This window comes from Caballeronia telluris (assembly GCF_001544495.1).
Lineage (GTDB): Bacteria > Pseudomonadota > Gammaproteobacteria > Burkholderiales > Burkholderiaceae > Caballeronia > Caballeronia telluris.
Map to the genome: position 1 here is coordinate 37,125 of NZ_FCNZ02000019.1, position 17,627 is coordinate 54,751.

At 63.4% G+C, this 17,627-nt stretch carries 17 protein-coding genes; 10 read left to right on the forward strand and 7 right to left on the reverse strand.

The annotated features are described in order from the left end of the window. The first annotated feature begins 2 nt into the window (after window positions 1-2). The 6 genes from AWB66_RS22735 (at window position 3) to AWB66_RS22710 (ending at window position 5,251) form a co-directional block, all read left to right on the forward strand. Window positions 3-230 carry a DUF6900 domain-containing protein gene (locus tag AWB66_RS22735; RefSeq protein WP_087632384.1) on the forward strand — a complete coding sequence of 76 codons (228 nt, stop codon included), beginning with the start codon at window positions 3-5 and terminating at the stop codon, window positions 228-230. 294 nt (window positions 231-524) lie between these two features. Further along, window positions 525-764: a hypothetical protein gene (locus AWB66_RS22730; RefSeq protein ID WP_087632385.1), complete on the forward strand. Its 240-nt coding sequence runs from the start codon at window positions 525-527 to the stop codon at window positions 762-764. Between the two features lie 82 nt (window positions 765-846). Next, entirely contained in the window at window positions 847-3,174 is a 2,328-nt protein-coding gene (locus AWB66_RS22725; RefSeq protein WP_087632386.1) for an ATP-dependent DNA helicase, read from the forward strand. Between the two features lie 81 nt (window positions 3,175-3,255). Beyond that, entirely contained in the window at window positions 3,256-3,747 is a 492-nt protein-coding gene (locus tag AWB66_RS22720) for a hemerythrin domain-containing protein (protein WP_087632387.1), read from the forward strand. Between the two features lie 45 nt (window positions 3,748-3,792). Further along, a complete protein-coding gene (locus AWB66_RS22715) occupies window positions 3,793-4,398 on the forward strand; it encodes a recombinase family protein (protein ID WP_087632388.1) in 606 nt (201 codons plus the stop codon). A 115-nt stretch (window positions 4,399-4,513) separates the two neighbouring features. Further along, window positions 4,514-5,251 carry a 2OG-Fe(II) oxygenase gene (locus AWB66_RS22710; protein WP_087632389.1) on the forward strand — a complete coding sequence of 246 codons (738 nt, stop codon included), beginning with the start codon at window positions 4,514-4,516 and terminating at the stop codon, window positions 5,249-5,251. Window positions 5,252-5,257: 6 nt separating this feature from the next. Here AWB66_RS22710 and ribA read toward each other — a convergent pair whose 3' ends face one another. Next, entirely contained in the window at window positions 5,258-5,944 is a 687-nt protein-coding gene (gene ribA, locus AWB66_RS22705; protein ID WP_087632390.1) for a GTP cyclohydrolase II, read from the reverse strand. Between the two features lie 229 nt (window positions 5,945-6,173). Between ribA and AWB66_RS22700 the strand changes: the two genes are divergently transcribed. Beyond that, complete coding sequence (locus AWB66_RS22700; protein ID WP_087632391.1) at window positions 6,174-7,793, forward strand: ABC transporter substrate-binding protein; 1,620 nt, start codon at window positions 6,174-6,176, stop codon at window positions 7,791-7,793. A 1-nt stretch (window position 7,794) separates the two neighbouring features. Here the strand turns inward: AWB66_RS22700 and AWB66_RS22695 are convergent, their stop codons facing one another. The 3 genes from AWB66_RS22695 to AWB66_RS22685 form a co-directional block, all read right to left on the reverse strand. Further along, a complete protein-coding gene (locus AWB66_RS22695; RefSeq protein ID WP_268811159.1) occupies window positions 7,795-8,592 on the reverse strand; it encodes an NADPH-dependent F420 reductase in 798 nt (265 codons plus the stop codon). Between the two features lie 74 nt (window positions 8,593-8,666). After that, complete coding sequence (locus AWB66_RS22690) at window positions 8,667-9,425, reverse strand: ATP-binding cassette domain-containing protein (RefSeq protein ID WP_087632393.1); 759 nt, start codon at window positions 9,423-9,425, stop codon at window positions 8,667-8,669. After that, window positions 9,422-10,144 (reverse strand): hypothetical protein, encoded by a 723-nt coding sequence (locus AWB66_RS22685; RefSeq protein WP_087632394.1) that lies wholly within the window; start codon window positions 10,142-10,144, stop codon window positions 9,422-9,424. Before AWB66_RS22685 ends, AWB66_RS22690 begins: the two co-directional genes overlap by 4 nt. A gap of 446 nt (window positions 10,145-10,590) precedes the next feature. On the opposite strand from AWB66_RS22685, the gene ahpC reads away from it, so the two are divergent. The 3 genes from ahpC (at window position 10,591) to AWB66_RS22670 (ending at window position 13,489) form a co-directional block, all read left to right on the forward strand. After that, window positions 10,591-11,154, forward strand: a complete 564-nt coding sequence (gene ahpC / locus AWB66_RS22680; RefSeq protein ID WP_087632395.1) for an alkyl hydroperoxide reductase subunit C — start codon at window positions 10,591-10,593, stop codon at window positions 11,152-11,154. Window positions 11,155-11,239: 85 nt separating this feature from the next. Beyond that, window positions 11,240-12,823, forward strand: coding sequence for an alkyl hydroperoxide reductase subunit F (gene ahpF, locus AWB66_RS22675; protein ID WP_087632396.1), 1,584 nt, complete (start codon window positions 11,240-11,242; stop codon window positions 12,821-12,823). A gap of 420 nt (window positions 12,824-13,243) precedes the next feature. After that, the gene (locus tag AWB66_RS22670) at window positions 13,244-13,489 is read left to right on the forward strand and encodes a hypothetical protein (RefSeq protein WP_125469771.1); all 246 of its coding nucleotides are present in this window, start codon (window positions 13,244-13,246) and stop codon (window positions 13,487-13,489) included. Window positions 13,490-13,496: 7 nt separating this feature from the next. Here AWB66_RS22670 and AWB66_RS22665 read toward each other — a convergent pair whose 3' ends face one another. The 3 genes from AWB66_RS22665 to AWB66_RS22655 form a co-directional block, all read right to left on the reverse strand. Then, entirely contained in the window at window positions 13,497-15,113 is a 1,617-nt protein-coding gene (locus AWB66_RS22665; protein ID WP_087632398.1) for an alkaline phosphatase D family protein, read from the reverse strand. A 72-nt stretch (window positions 15,114-15,185) separates the two neighbouring features. Then, on the reverse strand, window positions 15,186-16,439 hold the full coding sequence (locus AWB66_RS22660; protein ID WP_087632408.1) for a sensor histidine kinase: 1,254 nt from the start codon (window positions 16,437-16,439) through the stop codon (window positions 15,186-15,188). Between the two features lie 183 nt (window positions 16,440-16,622). After that, the gene (locus AWB66_RS22655; RefSeq protein ID WP_087632399.1) at window positions 16,623-17,576 is read right to left on the reverse strand and encodes a LysR family transcriptional regulator; all 954 of its coding nucleotides are present in this window, start codon (window positions 17,574-17,576) and stop codon (window positions 16,623-16,625) included. Window positions 17,577-17,627 lie beyond the last annotated feature (51 nt).

Here is a 17,627-nt window from a genome sequence, read left to right on the forward strand (position 1 = left end):
ACATGAGCAACATCACCAACGACGAACGTTTCGAGTTACTGGAAATGATCGCGAGCGACGCACTCGGCATCACGAGTCTGGAAGCGACCGGCAAACTCACTGCCGACTTTTGCGTGATCGGCGTCGAACAGCTCGCGCGTGCGCTCGAGAGCGCGTATGACCTCGGACTCGTGACGGGTTATCGACTGGGCTCGCGGTCCGCATCGAACGACGCAGGTCTCGCGGCCTGACAGGCTCTCCAACGAAATCGAATTTAATTCGTCATCCGAACCTTCGAACCTCCTTGAGACGCATTCGACGCCTCTCCGTCTCCTGATTTAAGCACTTCTTGAAGCGCTGCCGAATCGATCCAGCCGGTCGCATCGATCATCCGTACACCCAAAAGAACATGGGCTTCATGGGGGATCAAATCTTATGGATCGGCACGTACACTGCCTTCACATTTCAGCTGGTCGAAAGCTCACCCCCGTCAGGCAAGGCCGATGAAGTGCATATTGAAACCCGATCAGATCAGGAGAAGCAACATGATGAAGAAGGTATGGATCTCCGTTAGTGCCGCACTCGTCACGGTGTTCGCGTCGTCCGTCTTTGCGAGCGGTTATGGACCGGCGCCGTTCTATGGTCCGTCGCAAGGCGCGCCGAGTTCTCAACGCGGGATGAGCGAGCAAACGATTGCGGCCGAGCAAGCCGGTCAGGGCAATGCGAGCGATGCGCGACTCGCGAAAGCCCAGCAAGCCGACGTGACCGCCGAAGCCCAGCAGTAAGCCGTTGCAGGAACGATGCGTCTGGCGGCAAGCGTCATCGCTGCCGGACGCGTCCTTAGCGCCCGATGCTAAACTACTGTACATGCATACAGTAGCCACACAACCGGATCCGCCCGTCTCGGACAACGCGCCGCGCTACGTCGTCGCGGTCCGCGCGCTGTGCGAATTCACAGCCAAGCGCGGCGACCTCGATCTGCGCTTCACTCCGTCGCCCACGGCACTCGAAGGTATCGCCGGACACGCGACGGTGACCGCCCGGCGGCCGGCGGATTATCAGACGGAGATTGCGCTCGGCGAGGTCTTCGGGCCGCTTCAGGTGCGCGGCCGTGCCGACGGCTACGATCCCGCCTCGAATCAGCTCGAAGAGATCAAGACCCATCGCGGCAAGCTCGATGCGATGCCCGACAATCACCGGCATCTGCACTGGGCGCAGGCGCGCGTCTATGGCTGGCTGCTGTGCAGCAAGCTGGGCCTCATGCAGATGCGCATCGCCCTCGTGTATTTCGACATCGCGAGCCAGAAGGAAACGGTCATCGTCGAGACGCACTCAGCCGACGCGTTGCGCGCGCATTTCGTCGAACAGTGCGAGCGTTTCATCGCGCGGGCCACGCAGGAAGTGCGGCATCGCGAGGCGCGCAACGCGGCGCTCGCCGCGCTCGCGTTTCCGCACGCGTCGTTCAGGCCGGGACAGCGCGCACTCGCTGAAGCCGTCTATCGCTGCGCGGTGAATCAGCGCTGCCTGATGGCGCAGGCGCCAACGGGCATCGGCAAGACCGTCGGTACGCTCTTTCCGCTGCTCAAGGCGTGGCCCGCGCAGCAGTTCGACAAGATTTTCTTCCTCACCGCGAAAAGCGCCGGGCGGCAACTCGCGCTGGACGCTTTGAAAACGCTGACGGAAGCGCCGGACCGCGCGCCGCTTCGCGTGCTCGAACTCACCGCGCGCGAGAAAGCCTGCGAGCATCCGGACCGTGCGTGCCACGGCGAATCGTGTCCGCTCGCGCGCGGCTTCTACGACCGCCTGCCCGACGCGCGCGCCGCCGCGCTGCAAGTCGCGAGCCTCGACAAGGCCGCGCTCCGCGAAGTCGCGCTCGCGCACGAAGTCTGCCCCTATTACCTGGGGCAGGAAATGTCGCGCTGGAGCGACGTGATCGTCGGCGACTACAACTACTATTTCGACACGAGCGCCATGCTGTACGCGCTCGCCGAAGCGAACCGCTGGCGCGTGAGCGTGCTCGTCGACGAGGCGCACAATCTCGTCGAACGCGCGCGCGGCATGTATTCGGCGACGCTCGATCAGGCTGTCTTCGACGCGATGCGCCGCACCGCGCCGCCCCCGCTCAAGCGCGCGCTCACGCGCGTCGCGCGAAGCTGGAAAGATTTGGCCGCGGGACAGACGGCCGATTACCTCGCGTTCACGGCGTTGCCGGCGGACTTCGTCGACACGCTGCAACGCGCGATCTCGCAGATGACCGACTTCCTCACCGAGCATCCCGACGCCTTCGCGCCCGAGACCCTGCGCTTCTATTTCGACGCGATGCATTTCGTGCGTATCGCCGAGCGCTTCGACACGCATTCGCTTTTCGACATCACGCTCGCTCCGCGCTTTCGCTTGACGACGCCGAACGCCGTGCTCTGCCTGCGCAACGTGATCCCGGCGCCGCATCTGAAGCCGCGCTTTGCGCGCGCGCATTCGGTCGCCCTCTTCTCCGCGACGCTCACGCCGGCGCACTTCTACAGCGACACGCTCGGCCTGCCGGAAACGAGCGCGCGCGTGGACGTCGATTCGCCGTTCGTCGCGGAGCAGTTGCAGGTGCGCGCCATCGCCGACGTCTCCACGCGTTATCGCGACCGCGCGCAATCGGTCGCGCAGGTGGTCGACCTGATCGCCGCGCAATATGCGCGCGCGCCCGGCAACTATCTGAGCTTCTTCAGCAGCTTCGACTATCTGGCGCAGGTGGCGGCCGCTTTCGCCGCGCGCCATCCGCACGTTCCGGTGTGGGAGCAGGCGCGCGCGATGAGCGAAGCCGACCAGCACGCGTTCCTCGCGCGCTTCGCGCCGGACGGCTGCGGCATCGGTTTCGCGGTGCTGGGCGGTGCGTTCGGCGAGGCCATCGACTTACCGGGGACGCGGCTCGTCGGCGCGTTCGTCGCGACGCTCGGGCTGCCGCAGCTCAATCCGGTCAACCAGCAGATGAAAGCGCGCATGCACGAGGCATTCGGCGCGGGCTACGACTACACGTATCTTTTCCCTGGCTTGCAAAAAGTCGTTCAGGCGGCGGGGCGCGTGATTCGCGGACCCGACGATCGCGGCGTGCTTTATCTGATCGACGATCGCTTTGCGCGGCCCGACGTACAAAGGCTCTTGCCGGCCTGGTGGCGCGTAGACGTGATGCGGCATTGCGACGCCTGAAACGCCGGGCCGCCGTACTGCCGGTCTCAAGCGCTGGCACCCGTATTGCTAGAGCTGTGCACCCACAACCGAGGTGCCATCATGACCACAGCAAAAGCCTCCGCGCAGGACGCACTCGCGATACTCGAAGCCGACCACCGCGCCATCGAACAACTTCTCGACGCCTTCGAGCGCGCACCGAAAGACGACCTCGAACGCAAGACGACGCTCGTTCAGCGCACCTGCGAACTTCTCACGATCCACGCGATGGTCGAGGAAGAACTGCTCTATCCCGGCGCGCGCGGCGTCCTGAAAGACGACGAAAAAGACGGGGTCGACGAGGCTTATGTCGAGCACTTTCTCGTCAAGACGCTGATCGACAAGTTCACCGAGCTTAAGGCCGGCGACGAGGGCTTCGATGCGACCTACAAGGTGCTCTCCGAGAACGTGAAGCATCACGTCGAGGAAGAAGAATCGACGCTCTTTCCGGAATTGCGCAGCGCCGGGATCGACTTGATGGCGCTCGGTGCGAAGATCGCGGCGCGTAAAGAAGCGCTGCAGAACAAGATCACCGAAGTCGCGACCGCTCACTGAGCGGGGCCGCGCGGGCCGCGAGGCCGAACCGGAGGAGCGCGATCGATGGCGTACATCGTGTACATGAACACCGGCGACGACGATACCGTGCGCGAGCGCGATCTCTTCGACATCGACGCCGCCGGTTTTCTCGTGGACATGAGCGGCGTGGTGGCCGACGCCTGCGGCATCGCCGCACCCGCCGCGGCCCGGCCCGCGTTGCAGCGCGTGCTGCGCCGCGTGACGGCCGGCGACACGATGCTGATCGCGCGGCTGCACTACCTCGGCAACAGTATCGGCGACGTCGTGAGCACGCTCAAGATGCTCGCGCATCGCGGCGTCGATGTCGTTTGTCTGGAGTACGGCCGCACCAGCCTGACCGCGAGCGGCAGCGACTCGCCGATGCGCGCGCTCGAAATCGCGGTCGAAGTGGAGCGTCTTGCGAAGCGGGCACGGGCGCTGGAGGCGGCGGCTGCGGCCAAGCGCCTGGGATTGCCGCAAGGCCGGCCCGCCTCGCTCACCGACAGCCAGCGCAACCAGGCGTTGCGCGCGCTCGCGGCTGGCAAGACCGTGACGGCGGTTGCGCAGACCTTCAACACATCGCGCCAGACGATCATCCGTTTGCGCAATGCGCACGCGCGCGAGCAATCCGACGCACCCGCCGGCCCCTGATCGGCCCGCGCGTCGAATGTCAGAGCAAGACACGGATGGTTCTCCCTGCGCGCCCGGATGCACACTGCATGCTTCGGAAGGCGATCAAGCCTCATGGGATCGACAGGAGCCATCGATGAAGGTGTGGGAAAACGCGGCGAAAGCCGCATCGGCGGCCGAGCGCGTGGCGGCGGTGGACTGGTCGCGTGTCGAGGACGAACTCGACCGGTTCGGCTGCGCGGTGGTCGAGCAACTGCTGACGCCGCAGGAATGCAAGGCGCTCGCCGCAAACTACGCACGCGACGACCTCTACCGCAGCCGCGTCGTGATGGAGCGACACGGCTTCGGGCGCGGCGAGTACAAGTATTTCGACTATCCGCTGCCGGAGACGGTCGAAGCGCTTCGCGGTGCCGCTTATCCGCATCTCGCGCCGGTCGCGAACCGCTGGAACGAAATCATGAAGATTGACGCGCGCTATCCGGCGCGGCACGGCGAATTCATCGAGCGTTGCCACCGCGCCGGTCAGACACGACCGACGCCGCTGATCCTGCAATACGAGGCAGGCGACTACAACTGCCTGCATCAGGACCTGTACGGCGAACACGTCTTTCCGATCCAGTTGGCGATCCTGCTCTCGCAACCCGGACGCGATTTCACCGGCGGCGAGTTCGTGCTGACCGAGCAGCGTCCGCGGATGCAGTCACGCGCGGAAGTCGTGCCGCTCTCGCAGGGCGACGCCGTGGTGTTCGCGGTGCATCATCGGCCCGTGACGGGCACGCGCGGCGCGTATCGCGTGAACATGCGGCATGGCGTGAGCCGGCTGCGCTCGGGGCACCGGCATACGCTTGGCATCATCTTTCATGATGCGCAGTGACGCGCGTTATTCGTTTTCGTCGAAGTAGTGACCGAAGCGCGCCTGCTTCGTCTTGATGTAGCGCTCGTTTTCCTCGCGCATCGGAATGGCGAGCGCGACGCGTTCGCACACCGGAATGTCGTGCTTGAGCAGCGTGTCGAACTTCGACGGATTGTTGCTCATCAGCCGCACCGACTTCACGTTCAGCGCCCGCAGGATCGCGGCGGCCGAGTCGTATTCGCGGGCGTCGTCGGGCAGACCCAGGTGCAGGTTCGCATCGACGGTATCGAGCCCCTGCTCCTGCAGCGCATACGCGCGGATCTTGTTCGCGAGGCCGATGCCCCGCCCTTCGTGGCCGCGCAGGTACAGCAGGATGCCGCGGTCTTCCGCCGCGATGTAGCGCAGCGCGAGGTCCAGTTGTTCGCCGCAGTCGCAGCGGTACGAGCCGAACACGTCGCCCGTGACGCATTCCGAATGCAGGCGCGTCAGCACCGATTCGCCGCCCCGCACGTCGCCCATCACGAACACGATGTGCTCGATGTCGGTGCGCTTCACGCGATAGACGTACGACGCGAACGTGCCGTAGCGCGTCGGAATCGTCGCGGTGGCGGCGAGTTCGACGTCTTCGTTGGGGGCGCACTGGCCGAAGCCCGCGTGGTCGGCCTGCGTGGGCTGCGCGTCTTGCACGGCTTGTGAATCGGAAGCGGTTTTCATAGTTGTTTCGGCGAGTCTCTGGCGGCAATTTGCGGCTGCCCGGGACGTCATGTTAAAGCCCCTCGGGAAAGTTTGCAGCTTTTCGCCCCGGTATGCAGGGTTTTTGCCGTTGTTTGGGGACAGGGTGCCGCGCGTCGGGGATCTAAAGCAGAAAGCATCGCTTCGTCCGAAATTCATCGCTTGGTAGAGTACGGGGCACCTTTTCAAACGACTCCAGCGAAGAAGAAAAATGATCCGTTCACGTTCCGTATCGCGGTTGAAGGCGCTCGGCGCCATTGCCCTGGCGTTCGCCGCCGCGCCTCATATGGCATCGGCCGCGAGCAAAACGCTCGTGTTCTGCTCCGAAGGCAGCCCCGCGGGCTTCGACTCCGCGCAATACACGACCAGCACCGATTTTGATGCGGGCGCCCATGCCGTCTACGATACGCTCGTCGAGTTCAGGCGCGGCTCGCTCGACCTCGTGCCGGGACTCGCCGAAAAGTGGGACGAAGCGCCCGACGCGAAGAGCTTCACGTTCCACTTGCGACACGGCGTCAAGTTCCAGTCGACACCGTATTTCAAGCCGACGCGCGATTTCAACGCCGACGACGTCGTCTTCACGTTCAAGCGCATGGTCGACCCGAACGAGCCGTTCCAGAAGGCGCATCCGGTCGGCTTCCCTTACCTGACCGACCTCGGCTACGACAAGAACATCGCATCGGTCGAAAAACTCGACGACTACACCGTGCGCTTCACGCTCAAGACGGCGGACGTCGTGTTCGTGCGCAACATCGCGATGGAATTCGCCTCGATCGTTTCCGCCGAATACGCGGCGCAACTGCTGAAGACCGGCAAGCCCGAGGACATCAATCAGAAGCCGGTCGGCACGGGCGCGTTCGTGTTCCGCGACTATCAGAAGGACGCGACGATCCGCTACGACGCGAACCCGACCTACTGGAACAAAAAGGACGTGCACATCGACAAGCTCGTCTTCTCGATCACGCCCGATGCCGCCGTGCGCATGCAGAAACTCGCGAGCGGCGAGTGCCAGTTGACGTCGTTCGCGCGTCCCGCCGACATCGCCGCCGCGAAAAAGGATCCGAAGCTCGCGGTGCTGTCGGGCGTCGGCTTCAACGTCGCGTATGTCGGCTACAACACGACGCACAAGCCGCTCGACAACGTGCTCGTGCGCCGGGCGCTCGACATGGCCGTCGACAAACAGGCGATCATCAAGAACGTCTACGAGGGCGCGGCGACGGTCGCGACGAATCCGATGCCGCCGTCGCAATGGTCGTACAACAAGGCGCTGAAGGACGCGCCCTACGACCCCGCGAAGGCGCGCGACCTGTTGAAGCAGGCCGGCTTCCCGGACGGCTTCTCGATCACGCTCTGGGCGATGCCGGTCCAGCGCGGCTACAACCCGAACGCGCGGCTGATGGCGCAGCTGATCCAGTCGGACTGGGCGAAGATCGGCGTGAAGGCGAAGATCGTCAGCTACGAATGGGCCGAGTACAACAAGCGCGCGAAGCAGGACGGCGAGCACGACGCGATCCTCTACGGCTGGCTCGGCGACAACGGCGACCCCGACAACTGGCTCGGCACGACGCTCGGCTGCGACGCCGTGCACGGCAGCAACATGGCGAAATGGTGCAACAAGCAGTTCGACGACCTGCTCGCGAAGGCGCGTCTCGTCACGGACCAGAGCGCGCGCACGAAGCTCTACGAGGAAGCGCAGGTCGTCTTCAAGGACCAGGTGCCGTACACGCCGATCGCGCACGCGAACGCCTATCAGCCGATTTCGAAGCGCGTGCACGGCTATCTGATCAGCCCGCTCGGCGGCCACCGTTTCGACGGCATCACGCTCGACTAGGTCACGCGGGGTTGTCGAAGTCGCCGGGGCTCCGGTCGGTTGCGCGCCACTCGGGCTTCCTGACCGGATCGGCCTGTTGCAGCGCGGCGCGCACGCCTTCGGCGTCGCGATCGGCGGTGTAGACGGGCGTCGCGGGCTGCTGGCGCCAGGAATCGTCGAGCGTGCCGGCGTCGACGGCATCGAACCCCACTTCGTCGACGAGCTTCATCACCACGGCCTTCGCCTTCGCGTCGTCGCCCGCCACCGGCAGCGCGATGCGCTTCGGCGTGCCGGCCGGCGTGCCCTTGTTGCGCAGGTGATCCGCGTAGATATTGTTGAACGCCTTCACGACTGGCCGCCCGATCTGCTCCTCGACCCAGCGGCTTTCCGTCGAACCCTTCTCGATGCCCGCGATGCGCCCGTCGCGCTGGCGCGGATAGTAATTGCCGGTGTCGATCACGACCGTGCTCGCCGGAACGCCCGCGAACAGGTCCTTCGGCAGGTTGGGCACCTTCGCCTCCGGAATCGTCACGACGATGACGTCCGCGTCCTTCACCACCTCTTTCAGTTCGGCCGACGTGGCGCCGGTTTCGCGCTCGACTTCGCCGAGCGTGCCCGGTCCGCGCGAGTTGCCGATCTTCACCTGATGCCCGCGTTCGACGAAACGCAGCGCCAGCACGCTGCCGATATTGCCCGCTCCGATGATGCCTATTTTCATTGCGACTCTCCGTTGGATTGCTCGGCGTCGCCGCGCGCGATGCGCGGCACCGGTGCGACTGATCTTACTGCCGGTGCCGTTTTCGAGCAGAACCCGGACCACGCCAAATCGGGGCCATCGTCATAGGTCGAGTTGCTCGCGTTTTTATATCGGAGTGGGCGGCTTGCAGCGCACTGTCATGCGGATGCGGACAGCGCACCGGATGCGGCATGATCGCGCGGTTCGTCGGTCACATAGCGGACAAAGGCCTGTTCCGCGCTGTCTGCGTGATTGAAGCGAATGAAGTCTGCGATGTTTTCAAATCGCTGCGCCACGCCGTCGTGAAGAAAATAGAAGAAGTCACAGTTCCGATTTATCTCCGCGATGTTATGGGTCGAAAATAGAATCGACCTCCCGCTTTTTGCGACATGCCGGAGCGTTCGCTGCATATAGATGCTGAACTCCGGATCGACGCCTGCAGTCGGTTCATCCAGGAGATACATCTCCGCGCGTAGCGCCATGAGCGTCAAAAAAACAAACCATTTCTTCTCGCCGTAACTGCAACCTGTCGCTTTCCGCTCGTAGAGGTCGGCAAATTTGTTCTGCTCTTTTAAACTCAAACTCGGCACGAGTTGCGTGAGATTTTGCGGATCATCACGTGAAAAATCTTGAACCAATTCGGCCATCTCACCGAGCTTCAATGCATTCGGTATGGTAATGACTTGCGTGAGATAGGCAAGGTCGCGCCGATTCGACCTCGACCATATGATTCCACTGTCTTGCTTCTTCAATCCGCAGACGACATCGAACAGCGTCGTTTTTCCCGCCCCGTTAGAACCCAGCAGCCCGACGATGCTCGATGGAGGTATGTCGAGATTCAAGCTTCTCAAGACGGGCCGTTCCTTATAAGAAAAATGCAAATCTTCTATTTTGATTGCCGGCACGTAGGCGCTCATCGGTTACTCCATTGCGGGTTAAGTCGCTGATGCGCCATACCCAAAAATCCGCACGCCATTAACAACAGTGCGTGAACTGAGACGGCGGGCAGCCACGCTAACGACATGGTCCCGGAAATCAATTGTCCTGCTAGCGCAAAGGGATTGATCATTTCCGCAGCGAGCCCAAAGTACTGGACGTCGCGCGAGGACAACCCCGCGACAACGCATATCGTGACGAAAATCGACAGTGAACTGCTTGCTGCTTGAAATGTGAGCGGCAGGGCCGCAACTACAATCGCGCCGAACATGAAAAGCACACAAACGCAAGCGTACAGCGAATAAAAACCGAGCAACTGAGTGAACGGCATCGGCATTAGGATAGCCGACGTCAAGGTTAGAAACGCAGCGCCATAGCCCAATGCCATGACTAACGAGGCCAGAAACTGAGCCAGGAGAAAACGATGTCGGCGATTCGGCTCGGTGAGAAAAGTTCGAACGAAACCGCTTTCTCGTCGTCCGACCAGGTAAAGACCAAAATTAAATACGGACGTTGTCAATGCGATATAGGCCAGACAGAGTCCGACGAGACGATGGAAGATTGTCTGGTCGACTTGGGTGTGCGGCGAGTTAGCAAACATCGCTATATAAGCTAACGGCGCGCCGAACGCCCAAAATACGCCGATAGGTTCACGCACCTGTTCCTTGATGAAAATCGTCGCGCTTTTTATCAGACTCATTAGATCGTCTTGGGCGGTTGATTGGGCAATTCAAGGTACACGCTGTAAGGATGATTAGTGTCACAATTTGTCTTCAAGGCAAGGGATTTCTAATTCGAAATAAACACTGAAATTATTGATTAACGAGCCGAGGGTATTTCGTGGCTTGGACCGAAGTTCCCGCCAAGACTCCGATATGAGAGCGTCCCTCTTACCGTTGGAATGACCTAAACCTCGGGAAAACGAAACCACGCGGTGCGCTCGAATCGCTTCGATCGAACGAGGCATCGCCCGTCCGCGACCGGGAGCGCGATAGATCTCTGGCTGCGATGATCCGCCCCAACGCCACGCCAAATCGGGGCCATAGCGATTTCGTATGACAACAATAAAATTAATTGATTTCCTCAAGTCGATAGTTAAAAGCATAATTCATTCACTTCTTCACCACCCCCACAAGGACCCACCGAATGCCGATCATCAACAGCCAAGTCAAGCCCTTCAAGGCCACCGCATACCACCACGGCGAGTTCGTGCCCGTCACGGATGAGAACTTCAAGGGCAAGTGGTCCGTCGTCGTGTTCTATCCGGCCGACTTCACGTTCGTCTGCCCGACCGAACTCGGCGATCTGGCCGACCGCTACGCTGAATTCCAGAAACTTGGCGTCGAGATTTACGGCGTGTCGACCGACACGCACTTCACCCACAAGGCGTGGCACGACACGTCGGACACGATCGGCAAGATCAAGTACCCGATGATCGGCGACCCGACGCTCACGATCTCGCGCAACTTCGACGTTCTGATCGAGGAAGAAGGCATGGCGCTGCGCGGCACCTTCGTGATCAACCCGGAAGGCGAGATCAAGCTGTGCGAAATCCACGACAACGGCATCGGCCGCGATGCGGGCGAGCTGCTGCGCAAGGTGCAGGCCGCGCAATACGTCGCGGCGCATCCGGGCGAAGTCTGCCCCGCGAAGTGGACGCCGGGCGCGGAAACGCTGACCCCGTCGCTCGATTTGATCGGCAAGATCTGAGCGCCACGCTGTAGCTAGTCATCGCACGACGCGGACCGGTTTCACGAGAGCCGGTCCGCTCATCTCACGCCAGGTCAGGAACGCCATGCTCGACGCCAATCTCAAGACTCAGTTGAAAGCCTATCTGCAAAAGGTCAGCCGGCCGATCGAAATCGTCGCGTCGCTCGACGACGGCGACAAGTCGCGCGAATTGCAGGCGCTGCTCGAAGAAATCGCCGCGTTGTCGGACCGTATCACGGTGATCGAAACGCATAGCGACGACGAGCGCAAACCGTCGTTTTCCATCGGCGAACCGGGCAAGGACGCGGGCATCCGCTTCGCCGGCATTCCGATGGGCCACGAATTCACGTCGCTCGTGCTGGCGCTGCTGCAAGTCGGCGGCCACCCGGTCAAGCTCGACGATGCCGTGATCGAACAGATCCGCAATCTCGACGGCGACTACACATTCGAAACCTACATCTCGCTCTCATGCCAGAACTGCCCGGAAGTCGTGCAGGCGCTGAACGTGATGAGCATCATCAATCCGCGTATCCGTCAGGTGACGATCGACGGCGCGCTCTTTCAGAGCGAAGTCGAAGCGCGCCAGATCATGGCCGTGCCGACCGTCTACATGAACGGCGAAGTGTTCGGCCAGGGCCGCACCGGCGTGAAGGAAATCCTCGCGAAGCTCGACAGCAACGCCGGCGCGCGCGCCGCGAAGGCACTCGAAACGAAGCCGGTGTTCGACATGCTGATCGTCGGCGGCGGGCCGGCGGGCGCAGCCGCGGCGATCTACGCGGCGCGCAAGGGCATCGCGACGGGCGTCGTCGCGGAACGCTTCGGCGGACAGGTGCTCGACACGCTTGCGATCGAGAACTTCGTCTCCGTGCAGGAAACCGAAGGACCGAAGTTCGCGACGGCGCTCGAACAGCACGTGACGAGCTACGACGTCGACATCATGGACGTGCAGCGCGCCGAAGCGCTGATCCCCGGCCGCATCAACGAAGTGCGTCTCGCGAACGGCGCGGTGCTCAAGGCGAAGACGGTCGTGCTCGCGACCGGCGCGCGCTGGCGCGAGATCAACGTGCCGGGTGAGCGCGAGTATCGCAATCGTGGCGTCGCGTATTGTCCGCACTGCGATGGGCCGCTCTTCAAGGGCAAGCGCGTCGCGGTGATCGGCGGCGGCAATTCGGGCGTGGAGGCCGCGATCGATCTGGCCGGCATCGTGAGCGCGGTGACGCTGATCGAGTTCGGCGCGGAACTGCGTGCCGACGCGGTGTTGCAGAAGAAGCTGAAGAGCCTCGCGAACGTGACGATCGTGACGCAAGCGCAGACCACCGAAATCACCGGCGACGGGAACAAAGTGAACGGGCTCGTGTACAAGGATCTGCGTTCGGGCGACACGAAGCGCGTCGATCTCGAAGGCGTGTTCGTGCAGATCGGACTCGTGCCGAATACGGAATGGCTCAAGGGCACGGTGGAACTGTCGCGCCACGGCGAGATCGTCGTCGACGCGAAGGGCGCGACGTCCGTGCCCGGCGTGTTCGCTGCCGGCGACGTCACGACCGTGCCGTTCAAGCAGATCGTGATCGCGGTGGGCGAAGGCGCGAAGGCGTCGCTTGGCGCGTTCGATCATCTGATCCGGCAGTCGGTCGAGGAAGAGGACCGGGTGGAGGAAGTGGTCGGTTGAAGGGTGACTGCTTTCGCCTGAGAGGCCGCGAACCTTTGGTTCGCGGCCTTTTTCTCGTTCCCCCCATCACGCGCCCTCCTCAAGAGGACTATGCGCATCCCGCCCGCCAACTTAAATTTCACCCACGCGCCTTAAGGTGCGTGCGGACCCAAAAAAGCAGATGGCAGGACGGCTTCATCAATCCTCGTCATCGCACGCACGGCACCGAATCGCGCAAGGCACACACAACCAACGCCGGCACGGCGCGCCACATCGCGCCAGGAACCGGCGTCCGACCGCTTTACGTCGATGCGCGCGGATAACCGGCAGCGGGATGTCTGCCGGCTATCACCGGGGCCGCCATCGAAACAGCGCGATATCCAGCCGGGCGAGGTCGCGGGCGACTGCCGTCGTATGACCGCGCACACGAAGGAGCTTCACATGAAAGCAAGACTGATGATCGCCGCAGCGGCCGCGCTGACGTTTGCCACGATGAACGCGAGCTACGCGCAGGAAGCACAGGACGACGCCATCGCCGCCGCTTTGCGCGAAGCCGCAGAAGCCGCGATGCCAGCCAGCGACGCCACGTCCTACGGGGCGACTCGACAGGGCGACGTCGTCTCGGCCGCGCGCCGGCAGCAGACGTGCGGCGTCGTCCCGCAATGCGACGTGCCCTTCGGACAATGAGCGTCGGTCACGCTTCGGGATTGAGCGTGACTTCCCAGAGCGACTTGCCGTCGAGATCGTGCAGCGACACGGTCATCGCGCGGCTCGCCGGATCGATTTTCGCGCGGCCGTAGTATTGCTGGCGCGCAGCCGGCGACTGGTTCTGCGGATTGTCCTTCGGCACGCTCACGTAGCGAAGCTCGGGGCCGAACGTGGTGTCGAGGTCATTCGGTCCGAACGTGCCCGCATTGATCGGCCCGCCGACGAATTCCCAGAACGGCTTGAACTCGGTGAACTTCGCCCGCGACGGATCGTAGTGCGTCGCCTGCGCGTAGTGGACGTCGGCCGTCACCCACACGACGTTCTCGATGTTCTCGCGCTTGATGAAGCGCAGGATTTCCGCGAGTTCCAGTTCGCGTCCCGACGGCGCGCCGTCGTCGGCATTCGCCCACGCTTCGTACGTGCCTTTCGGCACATCGGGATTCGCGTCGGGCACGACGAGCGAAATCGGCATGTCGCTCGCGATCACCTTCCAGGTCGCCCGCGAATTTTTCAGCGATGCCTTCAGCCACGCGGTCTGCTGCGGCCCGAGAAACGCAGACTCGTCATCGAGCCGCGTCTGCCGGTTCGGCGAATTCGGCCCGCGATACGAGCGCTCGTCGAGCATGAAGACGTCGAGCAGCGGCCCGAACTGGAAGCCGCGATACACCTGCTCGGGATCGAGCTGGTTGATGCGAAACGGGTTGTATTCGAACATCGCCTGCTTCGCGCGCGCCGCGAGCAGCGACGCCGCGCGCGTCGTGTAACGCTTCTCCGCCGCGCCGATTTGCTGGCCCGGATACCAGTTGTTGCGCACTTCGTGATCGTCCCATTGCACGAGGAACGGCACTTCCGCCATCAAGCGGCGCTTGTTCGCATCGAGCTGGTTGTAGGCGAACGCGCCGCGATAGTCGTCGAGCGTCTGTGCGACGTGCGACTTCGCTTCCGTCACGAGATTGGTCCACAGCGTGCCGTCGGGCAGCTTCACTTCGGACTGGATCGGGCCGTCGGCGTAAATCTGGTCGCCGGAATGGATGAAGAAATCGGGCGACTCGCGGCGCATCGCTTCGTACACCCGATAGCCGCCGAAGCGTTCGTTGATGCCCCAGCCCTGCCCCGCTTCGTCGCCGGAAAAGACGAACGTGACCGGCTTGGCCGGGCTCACGGCGGCGGTGCGCAGGCGGCCCGTCACCGGCTCGCTCAGCGCTTTTTCGTTGGCGAGGTCCTGAAAGCGCACGCGATAGTACAGATCGGCGCCCGGCGGAAGTCCGGTCAGATCGATCCGCGCGGTGAAGTCGCTGCTTTCGAGCGCGGCCGGGCCGATGCGCCGCTCGAAGGTCTGGAAGCGCTCGCTCGTCGAATACTCGACGATCATCCGCGACGGACGGTCCGCGCGGCTCCAGACGATGCCGCTCGTCGCGGTGACGTCGCCGCTCATGACGCCGCCCGGCAATTGCGGACGCAGCTTGTCGGCCGTCACGACCGCCGGCGCGACGCCCTGCGCAAGCACCTCGCCGATACGCGATCCGGCAAGCGCGAGGCCCGCGCCGCCAGCAAGGGTTTTGAGAAGAATACGGCGCGACGGCCTTTCGACACACTCTGACATGAGACGATTCCTCGGAAGATGGGGGATGTCACGAGGTTGTCGATGGTAGAGGCAAACAATGTCGGTTTTATTTCACGCCGCGCGGCGGGATGGGTCGGGGGGATTCGCGTCGCCGGCCACGTCGAGCGTCACCGGAAACACCACTTCGAACACGCTGCCGCTGCCCTTGAACGACTGGAAACGCAAGTCGCCCTTGAGCGCGCGCGACAGTTCCTTGACGATCGCGAGCCCGAGGCCGGTGCCGGGGATGTCGTCGGAGGCGGCGCGCTCGAACTCTTCGAAGACGCGCTCCTGATCGTCCGCGCCGATGCCGACGCCCGTGTCCGCTACCCGCAGCCGCCATCGTCCTTCGGCGACGGCGCTCATCGTCAGCGAGACTTCGCCCGACGACGTGTACTTGATCGCGTTCGACAGCAGGTTGTACGCGACCTGCTTGAGCTTCAGCCGGTTCGACGTGACCACGGAAAGGCCCGGGTCGATATGTCCGCTGAGCTTGAGACCCTTCGACTCGGTGGCGCTCCGGCTCGCCTGCATCAGTTCGTCGAAGAGGCCGGTGAGGTCTACCGGCTCGACGGTCAGGACCGCGTCGTCGTTGAGCACCTTCGAATACTCGACCATTTCGTCGACGAGCAGCGTCATGTCGGCGACCTGGCGGTTCGCGAGCGCGAGCGCCGCGTCCCTCTTCGCGGGCGCGCGGCCGGCCAGCTGCAGTGCGGTGGAGAACACGTTCAGGAAGTTGCGCAGGTCGTGGGCGACGCGCCGCGTCACCTGCATGCGCGATTCGTACAGATCGCCGATGAGCCGCTGGCGCAGCGTCAGTTCGTGATTCGCGCGTTCGAGCATGCCGGTGTATTCGTCGATCTTGCGATCGCGCTCGCCGACCGCCTCGCGGATCGACGCCAGCGTGACGAAGCTCACCACCTCGTCGGTCATCAGCCGCGCGCGTTCTTCGGCGTCGCGGGCGAACGCCGGATGCGCGTTCGCGTATTCGCCGATGGCCGCGAGCAGCACCTGGCGAAAGAGATCGAGCTCGCGCACCAGTTCGTCGATGCGGTAGCCCTGCTGCCAGCGCCACTGGCCGTGCTGCCGCGCATTGCGCTCGATCGCGCCTTCCTGTTCGCGCAGGTTGCGCCGTTCGAGCACGATGCAGATTTCCTCGAAGATGCTGGGCAGATGGTCCGCAAGCTGGCGATAGGTGAGCTGGTCCGAGTGTTCGACTTCCGCGTCGCCGAAGACGAGCTTCATCCACCGTTCGGTGAGCGCCGTCTGTTGTGCGCGCAGCGTGGCGACAAGTCCTTCCAGTTCATCGGCAGATGTGTCGCTCATGGCCGCTTCCGCTCGCTGTGGCGCCGCTGGCGCCTGTGGACGTTCGTCGATGTTCGCGCAGCGAATGCTGCCGCCGATCGCAATGGCCGAAGGCAGAAACTTCGGTCGCAGCACGTGTCGAAAGTATAGGCGCGTGCAGCGCACGGCCGGCCTAAAGTCGACTAATCCGGCTTAAACAGCTCCTTAATTGCCCGCAAGCTGTCTCGGCGCGCGGCTTTGCTCGCGAAGCAACTGCACGAACTGCTTCGCGGGCGGCGAGAGCACGCCGCCCTTGCGCGTCACGATCCCGAACGTCTGCGACTTCGACCTCAACCTGACTGGCAGGATGCGCAGCATCCCGTGGCGGGCGAACAGTGCCGCGACATCCGTCGGCAGGATCGAGACGAGATCCGCGCCCTCTTGCAGCAGCGCGACGGTGGCAAACGTGGACGCCGTGGAGATGCGGCTCGCGGGCGGGGCCACGCCCGCGAGGTCCATCTCGCGCGCGAGCAGCGCGTTCATCGGCATGGAACCCGGATACGTGACCCAGCGATGCCCCGCCAGATCCGCCAGCGTCACGACGTCTTCCGACAGCGGCGGATGATGCGGCGCCACGACCACCGAAAGCGGCTCGTCGTCGAGCGCCTGATAGTGATACTTCGACGGCTCCGCAGCCACGCTCGCGCGCCCGATCACGAGATCGAGGTGACCGTCGTCGAGCAGCGTGAGCATGCGCACGCTCGTGTCCTCGACGATCTCGATCGACAGTTCGGGATGGCTCGCATTGAGCGCGTTGACGATCGGCGCGACCACCTTAGGCACCGCGCCCATGATCGCGCCGACCGCGAGCCGCCCGCCCGTGCCCGAGCGGATCTGCGCGACTTCCTGGCAAAGCGACGCGAGGTCGGTCGCGAGCACGCGCGCGTGGCGGATCACGCAGCGGCCGAACTGGTTCGGGATCAGCCCGGTCTTCGCGCGCTCGAAGAGCGGCGCCTCCAGCATCGATTCCAGTTCCGCGAGCGCCTTGCTGGCCGCGGACTGCGTCATCGCCATCGCGCCCGCGGCCTTGTGCAGCGATTTGTGGTCGTCGAGCGCGATCAGCAACTGGAGCTGCTTCATCCGCAGGCGCGACATCAGCACGTCGGGCGTGTTTTTCATGAGGCGGGGTGAGTCGCAAAAGCGATCATGCGATGGAAAGGTTTCACTATA

Coding starts and splice junctions, on each gene's coding strand:
- ribA (WP_087632390.1), bottom strand. CDS start 5,944: ATGAAAACCGCTTCCGATTCACAAGCCGTGCAAGACGCGCAGCCCACG.
- AWB66_RS22700 (WP_087632391.1), top strand. CDS start 6,174: ATGATCCGTTCACGTTCCGTATCGCGGTTGAAGGCGCTCGGCGCCATT.
- AWB66_RS22665 (WP_087632398.1), bottom strand. CDS start 15,113: ATGTCAGAGTGTGTCGAAAGGCCGTCGCGCCGTATTCTTCTCAAAACC.
- AWB66_RS22660 (WP_087632408.1), bottom strand. CDS start 16,439: ATGAGCGACACATCTGCCGATGAACTGGAAGGACTTGTCGCCACGCTG.
- AWB66_RS22710 (WP_087632389.1), top strand. CDS start 4,514: ATGAAGGTGTGGGAAAACGCGGCGAAAGCCGCATCGGCGGCCGAGCGC.
- AWB66_RS22670 (WP_125469771.1), top strand. CDS start 13,244: ATGAAAGCAAGACTGATGATCGCCGCAGCGGCCGCGCTGACGTTTGCC.
- AWB66_RS22720 (WP_087632387.1), top strand. CDS start 3,256: ATGACCACAGCAAAAGCCTCCGCGCAGGACGCACTCGCGATACTCGAA.
- ahpC (WP_087632395.1), top strand. CDS start 10,591: ATGCCGATCATCAACAGCCAAGTCAAGCCCTTCAAGGCCACCGCATAC.
- ahpF (WP_087632396.1), top strand. CDS start 11,240: ATGCTCGACGCCAATCTCAAGACTCAGTTGAAAGCCTATCTGCAAAAG.
- AWB66_RS22690 (WP_087632393.1), bottom strand. CDS start 9,425: ATGAGCGCCTACGTGCCGGCAATCAAAATAGAAGATTTGCATTTTTCT.
- AWB66_RS22655 (WP_087632399.1), bottom strand. CDS start 17,576: ATGAAAAACACGCCCGACGTGCTGATGTCGCGCCTGCGGATGAAGCAG.
- AWB66_RS22730 (WP_087632385.1), top strand. CDS start 525: ATGATGAAGAAGGTATGGATCTCCGTTAGTGCCGCACTCGTCACGGTG.
- AWB66_RS22735 (WP_087632384.1), top strand. CDS start 3: ATGAGCAACATCACCAACGACGAACGTTTCGAGTTACTGGAAATGATC.
- AWB66_RS22725 (WP_087632386.1), top strand. CDS start 847: ATGCATACAGTAGCCACACAACCGGATCCGCCCGTCTCGGACAACGCG.
- AWB66_RS22715 (WP_087632388.1), top strand. CDS start 3,793: ATGGCGTACATCGTGTACATGAACACCGGCGACGACGATACCGTGCGC.
- AWB66_RS22685 (WP_087632394.1), bottom strand. CDS start 10,144: ATGAGTCTGATAAAAAGCGCGACGATTTTCATCAAGGAACAGGTGCGT.